The sequence below is a fragment of the Nocardioides sp. Z43_10 genome (assembly GCF_059766615.1).
Genome location: NZ_JCBAJY010000006.1, coordinates 108,936 through 124,154, shown reverse-complemented (window position 1 = coordinate 124,154; position 15,219 = coordinate 108,936). Strand labels below are relative to the sequence as shown.

The window sequence follows — 15,219 nt, the reverse complement described above, 5'->3', positions numbered from 1 at the left end:
ATCCGCCGCTGTTCGCCCTCAGCAGATTTCAGCGCCGACGCTGGCCGCCAGGCGTTCGACACTGTGCCGCATCGCGCTCTCCAGCTCGTCGGCGTGCTGGGCGCTCCCGCCCAGCGCCACCGGGGCGAACACCCGGCTGAGCAGGGTGAGGCGTCGCGGCACCGGGCGGCGGTGCACCACCCGGGTGCCCCCCGGGTGCGGGTGCAGCTCCCAGATCCAGCGCGCACCGCTGGAGGTGGTGTCCCAGGCGAGCACTCGGCCCGGGTCCAGCACTGCGACCACGTTGCGGGTGGGCCACACCACCAGCTTGCGGCGGTTGACGCCGAGGTAGGACTGCCCCACGCGCAGGCCTCCGGGCCGCAGCGCCAGCATCCGGACCAGCTCCGGGCTCCGCTGCGGCATCCGGGAGAGGTCGCTCAACACCGCCCAGACCCGGTCGGGCGGCGCGGCGACGACGGCCTCGGCGTGCAGCTCGCGGGCGGGGTCGCGCAGCGACGAGCCGGCTGCCGGCACCGCGTTCATGCCAGCCACTCGCACAGGGCGCGGTGCACCCGGGGGTGGTTGAGCAGCGCGAAGTGGTCGGTGCCGGGGAGGTGGAGGGTCTCGGCGCCGGGGAAGAGGTCGCCCTCGGCACCCCGCCGTCGCCCGCCCCGGCGACCGTGGGCGGACGGCACCGTGACCAGCAGGTCTCCGAGCACGGCGCCGAGCGGGTGGCCCGGCGATCGGGTCAGCGTCGCGGAGACCAGCCGGTAGCGCGCCTGGGGCAGCGGGGGCACGTCGTGGGCCAGGCCGGCGACCAGGTCGTGGATGCCGATCGAGCGGTGGTCCAGGATCCGGCCGAACGCGGCCGACTCCGGCAACCGGGCCAGCGCGCGACTGCCGTGCCCCAGCCCCTGCGCGATCGGCGCGCCGAGGTGCGGCGTGCCGAGCGTCACCACGTCGCTGACCAGCTCGGTCCAGGGGCGCTCCTCGGCCGTCGCGACCGCTCCCCCGGCCCGGATCACCAGCCCACCCAGCGAATGACCGATCAGGGCCACCCGGTCGACGCCGACCGGCCACGCGTCGACGAGCCGCTGCATCAGCGCCGCCAGCGCCACGCCGTTCTCCCGCAGCGCCAGACCGGTGTTCAGGCGCAGGTGCACCGGCGTCCAGCCCCGCTCCGCCAGCGTCTGCGCGTAGGTGGTGCCGACCCGCTCGCGCCCCAGGCTCCAGTAGTCCTCGTTCTCGCACAGCCCGTGCAGGAGCACCACCACCCGGCCGGTGGCATCGGGGAACGCCGCCCGCAGGCCGGCCGGGTCCAGGGGTACGTCGCGACCTCCGACCCGCACGGCCATCGGGATCGCCAGGGGCTGGCCCTGCTCGTGCAGCCGGTCTCCGACCAGGCCGTTGACCGCGGAGCGCACGAAGCGCCCCCGGCCCCCCGCACCCTCCAGCCTCGGCCCCACCCCCTGGCTCGCGGCCAGGTCGAGGCCGGTGGCCAGCGCGCGCAGGGTGAGGCTGGTGCCTGCGTAGACCGGCGTCGCGATCGCGGTGTGCGCCAGCTGGGAGCCCCGGGAGACGCCTCGGGTCGGCCCGTGCAGCGCGCCGTGCACGCGATCCGACCACGCCCGGTGGGTGTCGCGGGCGGTCGCGACGACGAGGTCGTCACAGACCCGGGCGAGCAGCGACAGGGCGTGCAGCAGGCCGGGCTCGCCGTCGCGATGCGCGCGGGCGCGCCGGGCACCGGGCGCGACACGCCTGAGCGCGTGGGTGGACGTCATGTGCTGAGCATGGGAAGCCCGCGGGCCGGTGTCAACGCTCCGGTGCACATCCGTTCACCCATGTCGGCGGGCAGCGCCGCGCACGGGAAATGCGAACGACCCGCCCGAGCTGCTCGGGCGGGTCGTCGGCGACAGGGGGATCAGGCCTCGGTGGGCTTGTCCTTCTCGTCGGCCTCGGCAGCGTCGGCCTCGGGGGCCTCGTCGGCCTCCTCGACCTCGGCCTCGGGGGCCTCGGGCTCACCGATGGTCCCGTCCGGGCGCAGGTTCTTCAGCTCGACCACGTTGCCCGAGGCGTCCTTGACGACCGCCGACTCGACCAGGGTCGCCAGCGCCTTGCCGCGCAGGATCTCCTGGACCAGGTCCGGGATGTGGTTGTGCTCGAACATGTGGTTCGCGAACTCCTGCGGGTCCTGACCGGACTGCTGGGCGCGACGCACCAGGTGGGAGGAGAGCTCGTTCTGGTCGATGCCGAACTCCTCCTTCTTGGCGATCTCGTCGAGGATGAACTGCGCGGCGACCGCGTCACGCACGCGACGCTCGAGCTCGGCCTCGAACTCCTCGAGGGTCTGGCCCTCGTCCTCGAGGTACTTCTCCATGGTGATGCCGGCCATCATCAGCTGCTGCTCGACGTTCTCACGGCGCGCGTTGAGCTCGTCGGTGACCAGGCTCTCGGGCAGCGGGATCTCGACCTTCTCGAGCAGGGTCTCGAGGACCGCGTCGCGGGCCGCGGCGGCCTGCTCGAGGCGCTTGCCCCGGCTCAGGCGCTCACGCACGTCCGCGGTCAGCTCCTCGGCGGTGTCGAACTCCGAGGCGGTCTGCGCGAACTCGTCGTCGAACGCGGGCAGCTCCTGCTCCTGGACCTGCGTGACGGTGACCTCGACCTCGACGGCCTGGCCGACCATGTCGCCGCCGACCAGCTCGGAGGAGAAGGTCTTGGTCTCGCCGGCCTTCATGCCCAGCAGCGCCTCGTCCAGGCCCTCGAGCATGCCGCCGCGACCGACCCGGTAGGACATCCCGGAGACCTCGGCCCCCTCGAGGACCTCGCCGTCCTGGGTGGCCTTGAGGTCGATGACCACGAAGTCGCCGTCGGCGGCCTCGCGCTCGACGTCGCTCAGCGTGCCGAACCGCTCGCGCAGCGCCTCGACCTGCTCCTCGACGTCGGTGTCGGTGACCTCGATGTCCTCGACCTCGGCCTCGAGGCCCTCGTAGGGGGGCAGGTCGATCGCGGGCTTGATGTCGACCTCGGCGGTGAACTCGAGGGTCTCGTTGTCCTCGAACTTCGTCACCTCGATCTCCGGCTGGGCCAGCGGCTCGAGGGAGTTCTCCTGGAGCGCCTCGATGTACTTCTTCGGGAGCACCTCGTTGATCGCCTCGTCCAGCACGGCGGCACGGCCGACCTGACGGTCGATGACCATCGGCGGGACCTTGCCGCGGCGGAAGCCGGGGACGTTGATCTGCTGGGCGATCTTCTTGTACGCCGCGTCGAGGCTCGGCTTGAGCTCCTCGAAGGGCACCTCGACGGTGAGCTTGGCCCTGGTGGGGGTCAAGGACTCGACGGCGCTCTTCACAGGTGTCTCCTTGGTGTTCTCAGTGGTTGCTGACAATGGTGGGGCTGGCCGGCCCACAGGGTTCTGCTGTGTTCAGGGGCAAGCCGGGCGGTGCAGTTCAGTCGGGGCGACAGGACTCGAACCTGCGGTCTCCTGCTCCCAAAGCAGGCGCGCTAGCCACTACGCTACGCCCCGCCAAGTCGGCCCGGTCTGGCCGGAGCCGCCCTTGGAGCGGATGACGGGAATCGAACCCGCGTAATCAGTTTGGAAGACTGAGGCTCTACCATTGAGCTACATCCGCACGCACTCGCCCGGCTGCCCACACGTGTGCCGGAGTCATGGTGCCACATGGTGCCGTCCGGCCCCCAACCGAGGCGCTCACGCGCGGTGCAGCAGGACCAGCGCGCGGTCGTCGTCCTGGGACCCCAGGGCGTCCACCAGGCGGTCGGCTCCGCCGACGAAGCCCGAGCGCAGCAGCCGCTCGGCCTGGCCCAGCAGCTTGTCGATGCCGAGCCCGATGTCACGCCGGCGGGTCTCCACCATCCCGTCGGTGTAGAGCAGCATCGCGTCGCCCGGGCCCAGGGTCCCTCGCGCGGTCCGGAAGCCGGCGTCGGGGACCAGACCGAGCACCGATCCCTCGCTCTGCGTCACGTGCCAGCGCCCGGAGCCGGCGTGCAGCTGTGCCGCCGGGGGGTGCCCGGCGGTGCGGATCTCGAAGTCCCCGGTGTCCAGGTCCAGGGACAGGTGCACCGCGGTCGCGAACCCCTCGTCCCAGCGCTGGCGCAGCAGGTAGTCGTTGGCGGCGGGCAGGAAGTCCTCGGGCGGGAGAGCCCCGAGCAGGCCGCCGAACGCGCCGGAGAGCAGCAGGGCGCGGGTCCCGGCCTGCTCGCCCTTGCCGGAGACGTCCACGACCGCCACCTCCAGCCGGCTGCTGTCCTCGGCCCGCGCGGCGACCACGAAGTCTCCGGCGAACGGGGTGCCGCCGGCCGAACGCAGCGCCGCCTCGGCGTGCCAGCCGGCCGGCAGGTCCGGCAGCTGGCCCTGGTTGAGGATGCGGTCGCGCAGGTCGATGAACATCGACTCCCCCATCGCACCGCCGACCCCCAGCCGGGAGCGCCGGAAGGAGGTGAGCAGCACCACGAGCCCGGCCAGGAACAGGATCCCCACCGTTCCCACGACCCGCGCGTCGATCCGGGCCTGCACGGCGACCACGACAGCGAGCCAGCCGAGGCAGTAGACCACGAACCACGGCAGCTGGCGCGGCCCCAGGGTCAGGCTGCCGACGACCAGCGGCAGCACGAAGAAGTTGAGCGGCACCACCTCGGTCCACACCAGGCCGGCGATCCCGCCGAGGGTGACGATGGCGAGGAGCACCCGCAGGCTGGGGTCGGTGTGGGTGTGCACACGCTTGAGGAACCCGAGCTGCGCTGCTCGGCGCGCGGTGGCAGTGCGCAGCCGCCGCGAGACTGTCAGCTCGCTGTGGTCTCCGGTGACGACACGCGCAGAGGTCATCGGTCCTCCTCCAGCGCCTCGGATGCACTCACTGTACGGCCCGGGAGCGGAAGCGCGGCTGGCAACGCGGGCACCAGAACAGGTTCCTCGCGGCCAGCACCTCGGTGCGGACCGCGGTGCCGCAGACGTGGCAGGGCTGTCCGGCGCGCCGGTAGACATAGACCTCTCCCCCATGGTCGTCGACGCGCGGGGGGCGCCCCATCGCCTCGGGGGTGTGCTGGGGACGCACGGTGTCGATCCGGTTGGCCTCGACGCCCGCCGCCATCAGCTCCACGAGGTCGTCCCAGATCGCCCGGAACTGCGAGACCCGCAGCGTGCTCCCCGCCCGCAGCGGGTCGATGCGGTGGCGGAACAGCACCTCGGCCCGGTACACGTTGCCGACTCCGGCCAGCACGCTCTGGTCCATCAGCAGCGCCCCGATGCTGGCCCGGCTGCGGCGCACCCGTTCCCAGGCCCGGGTCCAGTCGGCGTCGGCGCGCAGCGGGTCCGGGCCGATCCGGGCGATCACCGCGTCGCGCTGCGCGGGGGTGAGCAGGGCGCAGGTCGTGGCCCCGCGCAGGTCGGCGTAGGAGACCGGCGCATCGGGGGCGACCAGCCGCAGCCGCACCTGGCCCACCGGGTCGGGCACGTCCTGGACGCCGGTGTGCACGGCGAGCTTGCCGTACAGCCCGAGGTGGACGTGGACGAGCCGCTCCCCGGCGAAGGCGAGGAACAGGTGCTTGCCCCAGGCCTCGGCGGCCTCGAGCACGCTGGCGTCGAGCAGGGCGGCCGCGTCGGCGAAGCGCCCCTGGGGGCTGGCGACGCGTACGCGGCGGCCGGCGAAGGCGTGTGAGAGGTCGCGCGCCAGGCGGTGGAGGGTGTGACCCTCAGGCATTCGGGCCCTTCAGGGCGGACTCCGGGAGCGGCGGCAGGTCGCGCGTGGTCTCGTACTCGCCGACCTGGGCGATGCGCCGCACGTGGCGCTCGTCGCCGCTGAAGGCGGTGGAGAGGAAGACCTCGACGAAGCGGGTCATCTCTGCCAGCGTGTGCATCCGGCCGCCGACCGAGATCACGTTGGCGTCGTTGTGCTCGCGGGCGAGCACGGCGATCTCCTCGGACCACACCAGGGCCGAGCGCACGCCGACGACCTTGTTGGCGGCCATCTGCTCGCCGTTGCCGGAGCCGCCGATCACCACGCCCATGCTGTCCAGGCCCTCGGCCTGCTCGGCGGCCACGCCCTCGGCGGCGCGCAGGCAGAAGACCGGGTAGTCGTCGAGGGCGTCGTAGACGAAGGGGCCGTGGTCGACGACCTCGTAGCCGTTGTCGACCAGCCAGGCGAGCAGGTGGTCCTTGAGTTCGAGGCCGGCGTGGTCGGAACCGAGGTGAACGCGCATGGCACCATCCTCTCAGTCGCGACAGGCCCGCAGGAAACCGGCCACCTGCTGCATCAGCGGCTCTGCGGCGTCGAATGCGTCGGGGTGACGCCAGAAGCCGTGCACCTGCCCCAGGTAGCGGGTGGCCACCACCCGGACCCCGGCCTCGGCCAGCAGCCCGGCCAGGTGCTCGGCCTCGTCGCGCAGCGGGTCGTGCTCGGCGCTGACCACCAGCGTCGCCGGCAGCGTGTGCAGCCTCGGCGAGAGCAGGGGCGCCAGGTCCGGGTCACGCAGGTCCTCGGGGCGCGCGGCGTACTGCGCCCAGTACCAGGCGGCCTCGGCCGCGTCGAAGCCCTCTGCGGCGGCGTAGGAGTCGAAGCCCTGGGTCGGGTCGAGGAACGGGTAGATCAGCACGACCCCCTGGAAGCGGCCGGGGTGGCGCAGGGCGGCCACCAGCGCGAGGTTGGCGCCGGCGCTGTCGCCGTGCAGGTACGTCGGCCCGGCCAGCCCCAGGGACCCCGCGTGGGCGTCGAGCCAGGCCACCACGGTGTCGACGTCGTCGGGCGCCGCCGGGAACCGGTGCTCGGGCGGTCGCCGGTAGTCGACGCTGAGCACCGCCTGCCCGCAGCGGTTGGCCAGCCGGCGGGCGGCGGCGTCGTGCACCTCGACGTCGTTGAAGACGAATCCCCCACCGTGCAGGTGCACCACCACGCCCGGGGCGGCGTCCGGCGCGCCGCCGGCCGCCGGCCGGTACAGCCGGCACGGCACCCCGCCGGCATCCAGGTCGCGCACCTCGGCGACCTCCTCGCGGGGCTGGGCGGCGGCCGCGGCGCGGGCGGCCGCCCGCGCCGCGGCGATGTCGTAGCCCGGCTCGTGCACCTTGGGCTCGACCGCGTGCGTGTCGACCGCGCGCCGCGCCTGGGGGTGGAGCATCAGCGCCCCATCAGCGCGTCCAGCCCCACCGCCATCGCCGCCGCGACCCGGAAGTCGACGCGCTGGTCGGGCACCCGGACCGTGTACTTGTCGCGCAGCGCCATCTGCCGCTCGCTGGACATCAGCAGGGCCCCGGACGGGTCCTTGAAGTCGAAGTGGACGGCCAGGAACGGCAGGTCGGTGAAGCGGCGCAGCACCGCGACGGCCTGGTTGCGCTCCTGGCCGGTCCCCGTGTAGCCGGGCCCCTCGATGTGGAAGGTGGAGCGCATCAGGCTGGCGCCGAAGTCCTTCTTGAAGAAGCCGATCTGCTTGCCGGTCTCGTCGGTGACGTCGTAGCCGGAGCCGAGATCGATCGTCTTGCGGGCCTTGAACCCGAACACGGGGCGGGTCTTGGCGGCGTCGGCGTAGAAGGTGACCTGCTCCTTGAAGGCGAGTCGCTTCTGCTCGGCCAGCGCCATCAGCTGCCCCTCGCTGCCATCGGGGTTCATCGCGACGATCTCGTAGCGGTTGATCATCATCGTGATCTTCTGCTTCACGTAGAAGCCCGGCAGGTACATATCGGCAGTCATGGCCGCACCTTAGTGGCCGCACCGCTGAGCAGGATCGCGCGACACGACGGACCTGAGACTCCCTAGCCTCGCGGAACCAGACCTGCGAGGAACGGAGCACGAGGATGCGACTGGACGGCAAGGTGGCGATCGTCACCGGTGGAGCGGGCGGCATCGGGCGCGGCATCGTGCGCGCGTTCGTCAAGGAGGGGGCGCGTGTCCTGTTCGTCGACGTCCAGGCCGACCTCGGCGGCGAGCTGGCCGAGGAACTGGGCGAGCGCGCCTGCTTCCTGGCCCAGGACATCTCGGTGGAGGAGAGCGCGCCGGTCATCCGCGATGCCGCCCTCGACGCCTTCGGCGCGATCGACGTGCTGGTGAACAACGCGCACGCCTCGCGCCAGGCGACCCTGCTGGAGTCCACCCAGGAGATGTTCGACCTCTCCTTCAGCACGGGCTTCTACCCGGCCTTCTGGCTGATGCGGGCCTGCCACCCCGAGCTGGCCCGGACCCGCGGCTCGGTGATCAACTTCGGCTCCGGGGCGGGGCTGAGCGGCAACCCGCGCCAGCTGACGTACGCCGCCGCGAAGGAGGCGGTGCGGGCGATGAGCCGGGTGGCCGCGCACGAGTGGGCCCGCGACCACATCAACGTGAACGTGATCTGCCCGCTGGCCCGCACCGAGGGCGTGGACGCCTTCATCGCCGAGCACCCCGAGCAGGAGCAGCTGCTGCTGCGCGGCACCCCGCTGGGCCGCCTCGGCGACCCCGAGTCCGACATCGGCCGGGTGGCGGTCTTCCTGGCCAGCGAGGACGCCTCCTACATGACCGGGCAGACGCTGATGGTCGACGGCGGATCGATCATGCTGCGCTGAGGACCCGATCGCCTCGCTAGTCGGCGATCAGCTCGGCACCGGGGTGGGCCCGGTGCCAGGCGGCGATGGCCTCGTCCCACTGCTCACCACTCAGCGTGGTCAGCGTGGGCGGGAAGAGCCCGTCCTCCTCGCGCAGGATGTGCTCGCCCAGCTCGGCCATCTCGTGTCGGACTCGCTCGACCTGCTCGGGCACGTCGAGGTCCAGCGCGCTCAGGAACGCGTCCAGCGCACGGTGCTCGGCGACCAGCGGCGCGACGTAGTCGGCGTAGAGCTCCTCGGTCTGCGCCATCACCTTGAAGACGCCCTCCTCCTCGCCCTGCCAGTGGCTGCGCAGCAGCGGCACCATCTGCGAGAAGTAGCCGGCCGCCGCCGCCCGCTCACCCTGGTCGAGGGCCCGCAGGGCGTGATCGGCGAGCTCGGTGATCTGCTCGTGCTCGGCGATGTAGTCACGGATCAGCGGGATCTGGCGGCAGCCGCAGTAATGACACATGCGACTCAGCCGGCCAGCCGGGCCAGCTCCTCGTCGACGACCCCCGGATCGAGCTTGGTGAAGACGGGGGTCGGCTTGGCGACGGGGGTGCCGGCCACCACCGGCGTGCGGGCCCAGCGCCGGGCGCCGGTGTAGTCGCCGGTGATGATCGGGTACGACGCGCCCCCGTCGAGGTCCTCGGCCTCCTCCAGGCGCGGCATCGGCTGGACGTCGCCGGCGCCGCCGAAGACCTCGTCGACGGTGTTGGCCGAGAACGGCAGGAACGGCGAGAGCACCGTGTTCAGGTCCGAGACGCACTGCGTCATCACGTGCAGGATCGTGGCCAGCCGCTCGCGGTCGGCCGGGTCCTTGGCCAGCTTCCACGGCTCGTGGTCGGTGACGTACTTGTTCACCTCGGCGACCGCGCGCATCGCCTCGCCGATGGCGGCCTTCTGCCGGTGCCGGGCGATCAGGTCGCCGACGACGCCGAAGGCCGCCTCGGTGCCGGCCAACGCGGCACGGTCGGCGTCGGTGAGCTCACCGGCGGCCGGGATCTCGCCGAAGTTCTTCGCCACCAGCGTGGCGGTGCGGTTGACCAGGTTCCCCCAGCCGGCGACCAGCTCGTCGTTGGTGCGGCGCACGAACTCCGACCAGGTGAAGTCGCTGTCCTGGTTCTCGGGCCCGGCGGCGGCGACGAAGTAGCGGAACGCATCGGGCTGGTAGCGCGCGAGCATGTCGCGCACGTAGATGACGACCTTCTTGGAGGAGGAGAACTTCTTGCCCTCCATGGTCAGGAACTCGCTCGAGACGACCTCGGTGGGCAGGTTGAGCTCGCCCAGGGAGCCCGGCCGGCCGCCGTACTTCCCCTTGCCGGAGTAGGCCAGCAGCTCGGCCGGCCAGATCTGGCTGTGGAAGGTGATGTTGTCCTTGCCCATGAAGTAGTACGACAGCGCCTCGGGGTCGTTCCACCAGGAGCGCCACGCGTCGGGGTCCCCCGTGCGCCGCGCCCACTCGATGCTGGCCGAGAGGTAGCCCACGACCGCGTCGAACCACACGTAGAGCTTCTTGGTGGGGTTGTCGCGCCACCCCTCCAGCGGCACCGGGATGCCCCAGTCGATGTCGCGCGTCATCGCGCGCGGCTTGATCTCCTTGAGGATGTTCTGGCTGAACCGGATCACGTTGGGCCGCCAGGTCCCCGACGCCTCGCGCTCGTCGAGCCACTCCTTGAGCGCGTCGGCCAGCGCGGGCAGGTCGAGGAAGAAGTGCTGGGTCTCGATGAACTCCGGCACCTCGCCGTTGATCTTCGAGCGCGGGTTCCTCAGCTCGTGCGGGTCCAGCTGGTTGCCGCAGGTGTCGCACTGGTCGCCGCGTGCGCCCTCGGCGCCACAGATCGGGCAGGTGCCCTCGATGTAGCGGTCCGGCAGGGTCCGCCCGGTGGACGGCGAGATCGCGCCGTAGGTGGTCTTCTCGACGAAGTAGCCGTTGTCGTGGACGCCGGTGAAGAGCTCCTGGACCACGGCGTAGTGGTTCGGCGTGGTGGTGCGGGTGTAGAGGTCGTAGGAGACCCCGAGCCCGCAGAGGTCCTGCGCGATCATCCGGTGGTTGGTGTCGGCGAGCTCCTGGGCGCTGACGCCGGCCTCGTCGGCGGCGATCAGGATCGGGGTGCCGTGCTCGTCGGTGCCGGAGACCATCAGCACGTCGTGCCCGGCCATCCGCATGTACCGGCTGAAGACGTCGGAGGGGACGCCGAAGCCGGCGACGTGGCCGATGTGGCGGGGGCCGTTGGCGTAGGGCCAGGCGACTGCGGACAGGACTCTGCTCATGGGGTGATCCTAGGAGGAGGGGTCGGCACGGGCGACGGCGCGTCAGCGGCCGAAGCTGTCGGCGCGCTTCTGGGCGCGGCGCCGGATCTTCGGGAGGAGGTCGTGCAGGTCCCCACCCGGGCAGGCGGTGTGGTTGGTGTCGCGGTGCCCGTCGATGACCGGCAGCCGGACCCGGCGGCCCTCCGGGTAGAGATCGCTGCCCTGGGAGAAGACCGGGACGACGCCGGTCGGGCGCCGGTTGGCCCGGTCGAGCTTCCATGCCGCCACCCGGACCAGGCTGGTCACCGCCCGCGCCCAGGGGGCCGAGCCCTCGTGGTTGCCGATCAGCGCCACCCCGACCGAGGTGTGGTTGAAGCCCAGCGTGTGCGCCCCGCGCACGTGCCGGTTGGGGCCGCCGGCCCGTCCCACCCAGATCCGGCCGAACTTGTCGATCAGGAAGTTGTAGCCGAGGTCGGACCAGCCCAGGCTGCGGGTGTGGTAGCTGTACATCCCGCGGATGATGGCCGGCACCTCGGCGCGGGTGTAGGAGTTGCTGGTCGCCGTGTGGTGTACGTGCACCTGCTGGAGCCGGCGGTTGTAGCGCGGAGCGCTGGTGCGCCACGACTCGTCCGCACCCCACTGGGGCCTGCGGAGCAGCACCGGCCGCGGGGCGGCCTTGGGCCGGGCGGCCCGTCGAGCGACGGCCCCGCCGGCCCCCGTCCGGCCCAGCCGGGCATCGGCGCGGCGCACCTCGGGGTTCAGCAGCACCAGGGCGAGCCCGGGCGGCTGCTGGCCGCGCACCCGGACCTGGACGGCGTCGGACTCCTCGACCCACAGCGGCTGGGTGCCCCGGGCCCGGACGGCCCGACCCTCCCCCGCGTCCGGCTGGTCGCTCAGCGACGGCGCGTCCTGCCACGGCGCCCAGCCGTCGGCGGTGCGGGTGCGCACGGCCAGGTCGGGGGTCCGGGCCCGGCCCTGCCACGTCAGCGCCACCATCCGGAACGCCGAGGTCGTCACGGTGGTGGTGCGGCGCACCTCACCGCCCGCGCGGGTGCGCTGGAGCACGCCGCCCAGCGGCACCTCCGCGCGCGGCACCCCCGAACCGGCGTCGTCGCTGAGCTGGACACGCGCGGGGGCCGGGAGCGCCTCGGCGGGCCCCGTCGCGACGGCCGGCGGCGGGCCGAGCAGGGTCGCCACCAGGGTGACGACGGTGGCGGGGAGAAGGACACGGACACGGGCAGGCGGAGGAAGCAGACTCATCGCGGCCCATCCTGCGTCATCACCGCCCACGCCGCCCACCTGACGCGACGCCCAGGGGCAACTACAGTCCGGCCATGACGCTGATCGCAGAGGATCTGCTGCTGCTCCTGCTCGACGACGAGTCCGGCAGGCTCGCCTGGGTCGACGACCCGGACGCCTTGCTCGGCGGCGCGGTGCTGATCGAGCTGGCCGTGCTCGGGGCGCTGGAAGTCCAGCGCCGCGAGGGCCGCTGGGCGCGCAGCACCGTGCACGTGGTCCAAGATGCGCCCGAGCTCGACGACCGGGTCCTGTGCGACGCCCTCACCACCGTCGCGGCCAAGCAGCGTTCGGCCCAGGACCTCGTCGGGGCCCTCGGCAAGGGGCTGCGCCAGGCCCTGCTCGGCCGGCTCGAGGAGGAGGGCATCCTCGAGCGGCGCGAGGACAAGGTGCTCGGGGTCTTCCCCCGCCGCCGCTGGCCGGCGCGCACCTCCACCCACGAGGAGCAGGTGCGCCGTTTGATCGCGGCCGCGCTGCGTCCCGGGGCGGACGTGGACCCACGCACCGGCGCCCTGATCGCGCTGCTGTCCGCGGCCGGCCAGGCGCACCGGCTGATCGAGGTCGACGGCCTCACCGCAAAGGAGGTGCGCCACCGGGCCAAGGAGATCGCCCAGGGTGCCTGGGCGGCCGAGGCCGTCAAGGACGCCGTGGAGGCCGCCCAGGCGGCGATGGCCGCGGTGATGGTGGCCGCCACCGTGGCTACCACGACGGGCAGCGGCTGAGCCCCGCTCGCGGGGCTCAGCTGAAGTCGAGGTCCCCGGTCCGCGAGCGCTTGAGCTCGAAGAACTGCGGGTACGCCGCGAGCGCCACCGCGCCGTCCCAGACCCGGCCGGCCTCCTCGCCGCGCGGGATGCTCCCGAGCACCGGCCCGAAGAACGCCACGCCGTCGATGGCGATGGTCGGGGTGCCCACGTCGTCGCCGACCTGGTCCATGCCCAGGTGGTGCGAGGCCTTGATCGCCTCGTCGTACTGGGTGCTGTCCATCGCCTCGACCAGCTCGCCGGGCAGGCCGGCCTCGGCGAGCGCCGCCGCGAGGAGCTCGCGGGAGATCGGCTGCTCCTGGAGGTGGATGCGGTTGCCCATCGCGGTGTACAGGTCGGCGAGCACCTCCTTGCCGTGCGCCTGCTCGGCGGCCATGCAGACCCGGACCGGGCCCCAGGCGCCGGCGAGCCGGTCGCGGTACTCCTGGGGGATGTCCTTGTCCTGGTTGAGGTAGGCCAGGCTCATCACGTGCCAGGTGACCGAGATGTCGCGCACCTGCTCCACCTCCAGGACCCACCGCGAGGTGATCCAGGCGAACGGGCAGAGCGGATCGAACCAGAAGTCAGTGTTGGTCATGCCAGCAGTCAACCCGATGCCGTCGAGCGTCATTCCCTCACCGGCGCCCCGGGCCGCGGCCGGGCGCTGATCAGCGCCGCCCCAGGACCCGTACCACGCCCCGGGCCCGGGAGCCCCCGATCACCTCGCTGCCGGCGTAGACCACCCGCACCTGGTGGCGGCCCGCCCGCAGACCGCGCACCAGCACCCGCGCCTTCCCCGCGACCAGCCGGCGGGTGAGCTGACGGCCGCCGACGCTGAGGGTGAACCTGGTCGTCGGTGCCGTCGTGCCCTCGACGTCGAGACGTATGTGGAGCAACGCGCGGCCGCGACGACCGCGTGTCGCGAGCACCAGCGCGGAGGTGGTGCGGACCGCCGACCCCAGGGTCAGGGTCTGGGTCGAGCTCCGGTAGCCGCTGCGGGTCAGGTCCACGCGCACCGACATCCGGGCGCCGAGGTCTGCCGGACCCAGGACGTAGCTCGAGCCGGTGGCCCCGGCGATCGGCTGACCGTCGCGCAGCCAGGTGTGGCTCAGCGTGGCGTCGGCCGGGGCGTAGCTGCCCGGCTGGACGCTGAGCTCACCGCCCAGCCGCCCCGCCCCACGCAGCACGAAGGGTCGCTGCACCTCGATGACCGGCGCGAGCACCGGGCCGGCGGCGCTCGAGCGCGCGACGGCCTGGCGGTAGCCGGCCGCGCGGGCCCGGACCACGGCGGTGATGGTGCGGTCCACCTGCTCCTGGCCCAGCTCGAGACGCCACCCGGTGGCGCCGGGGATCGGCTTGCCGTCGGCGTGCCACTGGACGGTGCTGGTGGCCGGCGTCGGCTGCCAGGAGCCCGGGGAGGCGACGAGGACCTCGTCGACCTGTGCGGTGCCGCTGATGGTGGGGGGCGCGGCGGGACGCAGGGTGCCCAGCGCGACGGCGGCGGTGGCCGCCGAGGTCGCCTTGGCCGTGACGTAGCCGGGGCTGGTGGCGGTGACCTGCACGCTCAGCTGCTTGCCCTGCTGGGCCGCGGCGGGGGTGAACGTCTCGGTCGTCGCGCCGGGGATCGCCACCCCGCCGGCCAGCCACTGCACCGAGGTGGTGGCCGCGGGCGTCCACGTCCCGGTGGTGGCGCGCAGCGCGGTACCGACCGCGGGCGTGCCGACGATCGCCGGCGCGGCGGTCGCGGCCACGGCCTTGTCGGCGAAGTGGATGAACCCGGTCGGCCAGCCGCGGCCCGCGCGGGTGATCCGGCGCCAGTGGAAGTCCCCGCCCCAGCTGTCCTCGGAGACCACGATCTCGGTGCTGGAGACGACCTGCTCGATGAAGGCGACGTGACCGCTGGACCCGCCTCCGGGCGAGCCCGCCTTCCACCAGGCCACCGCGCCGACCATCGGGGTGGTGTTGGTGAGCCGGCTCATCGCGACGCCCCAGTTGGTCGCGTTGCCGCTGCCCGACCACGGTCGGGTGTTGGGCATCCCCCCGGCCACCAGTCGGTAGGCGACGTAGTTCGTGCAGTTGTGGCCGGAGTACATGCGCCACCACATGGTCGAGCCCGCGGTGGCGTAGCCGGCGTGCGGATAGCCGGCCTGCTTGCACTTGGCGTAGCCCGTGCACAGGTACGACGAGTCGGCGGAGGCCGGCGCGGCGGGGGCGACGAGGCTCAGGCCCGCCCCGGTCACGAGGGTGAGAAGGGTCGCCACGAGACGCTGACGGTAAGGATGAGGCGGCTGTGGCACGTGAGTACCTTAGTGAAAGAAGTCAAGCCTGACACGCCGAGGGGACAACTACATTGCTGTAGTTTTCGGCCGCAGGCGCGGTGGAGCGCCGCCA

General features: G+C 72.7%; 15 protein-coding genes and 2 tRNA genes. 2 read left to right on the top strand and 15 right to left on the bottom strand.

What is annotated here, in order from left to right; translation table 11 throughout:
* Positions 1-18: 18 nt before the first annotated feature.
* From AC6EI4_RS12605 to AC6EI4_RS12560, 10 genes are all read right to left on the bottom strand, one after another.
* Positions 19-522, bottom strand: a complete 504-nt coding sequence (locus AC6EI4_RS12605) for an SRPBCC family protein (protein WP_498451670.1) — start codon at positions 520-522, stop codon at positions 19-21.
* A complete protein-coding gene (locus AC6EI4_RS12600; protein ID WP_498451669.1) occupies positions 519-1,760 on the bottom strand; it encodes a lipase family alpha/beta hydrolase in 1,242 nt (413 codons plus the stop codon). The genes AC6EI4_RS12605 and AC6EI4_RS12600 overlap by 4 nt, the downstream gene beginning before the upstream one ends.
* Before the next feature lie 140 nt (positions 1,761-1,900).
* Complete coding sequence (gene tig / locus AC6EI4_RS12595) at positions 1,901-3,328, bottom strand: trigger factor (RefSeq protein ID WP_498451668.1); 1,428 nt, start codon at positions 3,326-3,328, stop codon at positions 1,901-1,903.
* Between the two features lie 101 nt (positions 3,329-3,429).
* Positions 3,430-3,502: transfer RNA gene (locus AC6EI4_RS12590), tRNA-Pro, on the bottom strand.
* A gap of 32 nt (positions 3,503-3,534) precedes the next feature.
* Positions 3,535-3,608 (bottom strand) — tRNA-Gly (locus AC6EI4_RS12585).
* A 77-nt stretch (positions 3,609-3,685) separates the two neighbouring features.
* Positions 3,686-4,819: a PP2C family protein-serine/threonine phosphatase gene (locus tag AC6EI4_RS12580; protein WP_498451667.1), complete on the bottom strand. Its 1,134-nt coding sequence runs from the start codon at positions 4,817-4,819 to the stop codon at positions 3,686-3,688.
* A 28-nt stretch (positions 4,820-4,847) separates the two neighbouring features.
* Positions 4,848-5,693: an Fpg/Nei family DNA glycosylase gene (locus tag AC6EI4_RS12575; RefSeq protein WP_498451666.1), complete on the bottom strand. Its 846-nt coding sequence runs from the start codon at positions 5,691-5,693 to the stop codon at positions 4,848-4,850.
* The gene (locus AC6EI4_RS12570; protein WP_498451665.1) at positions 5,686-6,192 is read right to left on the bottom strand and encodes a ribose-5-phosphate isomerase; all 507 of its coding nucleotides are present in this window, start codon (positions 6,190-6,192) and stop codon (positions 5,686-5,688) included. Before AC6EI4_RS12570 ends, AC6EI4_RS12575 begins: the two co-directional genes overlap by 8 nt.
* 12 nt (positions 6,193-6,204) lie before the next feature.
* Positions 6,205-7,104 (bottom strand): alpha/beta hydrolase, encoded by a 900-nt coding sequence (locus AC6EI4_RS12565; RefSeq protein WP_498451664.1) that lies wholly within the window; start codon positions 7,102-7,104, stop codon positions 6,205-6,207.
* On the bottom strand, positions 7,104-7,673 hold the full coding sequence (locus AC6EI4_RS12560; protein WP_498424225.1) for an LURP-one-related family protein: 570 nt from the start codon (positions 7,671-7,673) through the stop codon (positions 7,104-7,106). The genes AC6EI4_RS12565 and AC6EI4_RS12560 overlap by 1 nt, the downstream gene beginning before the upstream one ends.
* Before the next feature lie 104 nt (positions 7,674-7,777).
* On the opposite strand from AC6EI4_RS12560, the gene AC6EI4_RS12555 reads away from it, so the two are divergent.
* Positions 7,778-8,521: an SDR family NAD(P)-dependent oxidoreductase gene (locus tag AC6EI4_RS12555; protein ID WP_498451663.1), complete on the top strand. Its 744-nt coding sequence runs from the start codon at positions 7,778-7,780 to the stop codon at positions 8,519-8,521.
* A gap of 16 nt (positions 8,522-8,537) precedes the next feature.
* Here the strand turns inward: AC6EI4_RS12555 and AC6EI4_RS12550 are convergent, their stop codons facing one another.
* From AC6EI4_RS12550 to AC6EI4_RS12540, 3 genes are read right to left on the bottom strand one after another with little or no spacing between them, the layout of a single operon-like run.
* Positions 8,538-9,011, bottom strand: coding sequence for a hemerythrin domain-containing protein (locus tag AC6EI4_RS12550; protein WP_498424227.1), 474 nt, complete (start codon positions 9,009-9,011; stop codon positions 8,538-8,540).
* 5 nt (positions 9,012-9,016) lie between these two features.
* A complete protein-coding gene (gene metG / locus AC6EI4_RS12545) occupies positions 9,017-10,813 on the bottom strand; it encodes a methionine--tRNA ligase (RefSeq protein ID WP_498451662.1) in 1,797 nt (598 codons plus the stop codon).
* A 42-nt stretch (positions 10,814-10,855) separates the two neighbouring features.
* On the bottom strand, positions 10,856-12,052 hold the full coding sequence (locus AC6EI4_RS12540) for a peptidoglycan recognition protein family protein (protein ID WP_498424229.1): 1,197 nt from the start codon (positions 12,050-12,052) through the stop codon (positions 10,856-10,858).
* A 74-nt stretch (positions 12,053-12,126) separates the two neighbouring features.
* Between AC6EI4_RS12540 and AC6EI4_RS12535 the strand changes: the two genes are divergently transcribed.
* On the top strand, positions 12,127-12,810 hold the full coding sequence (locus AC6EI4_RS12535; RefSeq protein ID WP_498451661.1) for a GOLPH3/VPS74 family protein: 684 nt from the start codon (positions 12,127-12,129) through the stop codon (positions 12,808-12,810).
* 16 nt (positions 12,811-12,826) lie between these two features.
* Here the strand turns inward: AC6EI4_RS12535 and AC6EI4_RS12530 are convergent, their stop codons facing one another.
* Together AC6EI4_RS12530 and AC6EI4_RS12525 are read right to left on the bottom strand one after the other, a co-directional pair.
* Positions 12,827-13,426 carry a mycothiol-dependent nitroreductase Rv2466c family protein gene (locus AC6EI4_RS12530; protein WP_498424231.1) on the bottom strand — a complete coding sequence of 200 codons (600 nt, stop codon included), beginning with the start codon at positions 13,424-13,426 and terminating at the stop codon, positions 12,827-12,829.
* A 70-nt stretch (positions 13,427-13,496) separates the two neighbouring features.
* The gene (locus tag AC6EI4_RS12525) at positions 13,497-15,089 is read right to left on the bottom strand and encodes a CHAP domain-containing protein (RefSeq protein WP_498424232.1); all 1,593 of its coding nucleotides are present in this window, start codon (positions 15,087-15,089) and stop codon (positions 13,497-13,499) included.
* Between the last annotated feature and the right edge of the window lie 130 nt (positions 15,090-15,219).

Coding starts and splice junctions, on each gene's coding strand:
- AC6EI4_RS12605 (WP_498451670.1), bottom strand. CDS start 522: ATGAACGCGGTGCCGGCAGCCGGCTCGTCGCTGCGCGACCCCGCCCGC.
- AC6EI4_RS12600 (WP_498451669.1), bottom strand. CDS start 1,760: ATGACGTCCACCCACGCGCTCAGGCGTGTCGCGCCCGGTGCCCGGCGC.
- AC6EI4_RS12580 (WP_498451667.1), bottom strand. CDS start 4,819: ATGACCTCTGCGCGTGTCGTCACCGGAGACCACAGCGAGCTGACAGTC.
- AC6EI4_RS12575 (WP_498451666.1), bottom strand. CDS start 5,693: ATGCCTGAGGGTCACACCCTCCACCGCCTGGCGCGCGACCTCTCACAC.
- AC6EI4_RS12570 (WP_498451665.1), bottom strand. CDS start 6,192: ATGCGCGTTCACCTCGGTTCCGACCACGCCGGCCTCGAACTCAAGGAC.
- AC6EI4_RS12565 (WP_498451664.1), bottom strand. CDS start 7,104: ATGCTCCACCCCCAGGCGCGGCGCGCGGTCGACACGCACGCGGTCGAG.
- AC6EI4_RS12560 (WP_498424225.1), bottom strand. CDS start 7,673: ATGACTGCCGATATGTACCTGCCGGGCTTCTACGTGAAGCAGAAGATC.
- AC6EI4_RS12555 (WP_498451663.1), top strand. CDS start 7,778: ATGCGACTGGACGGCAAGGTGGCGATCGTCACCGGTGGAGCGGGCGGC.
- AC6EI4_RS12550 (WP_498424227.1), bottom strand. CDS start 9,011: ATGTGTCATTACTGCGGCTGCCGCCAGATCCCGCTGATCCGTGACTAC.
- metG (WP_498451662.1), bottom strand. CDS start 10,813: ATGAGCAGAGTCCTGTCCGCAGTCGCCTGGCCCTACGCCAACGGCCCC.
- AC6EI4_RS12540 (WP_498424229.1), bottom strand. CDS start 12,052: ATGAGTCTGCTTCCTCCGCCTGCCCGTGTCCGTGTCCTTCTCCCCGCC.
- AC6EI4_RS12535 (WP_498451661.1), top strand. CDS start 12,127: ATGACGCTGATCGCAGAGGATCTGCTGCTGCTCCTGCTCGACGACGAG.
- AC6EI4_RS12530 (WP_498424231.1), bottom strand. CDS start 13,426: ATGACCAACACTGACTTCTGGTTCGATCCGCTCTGCCCGTTCGCCTGG.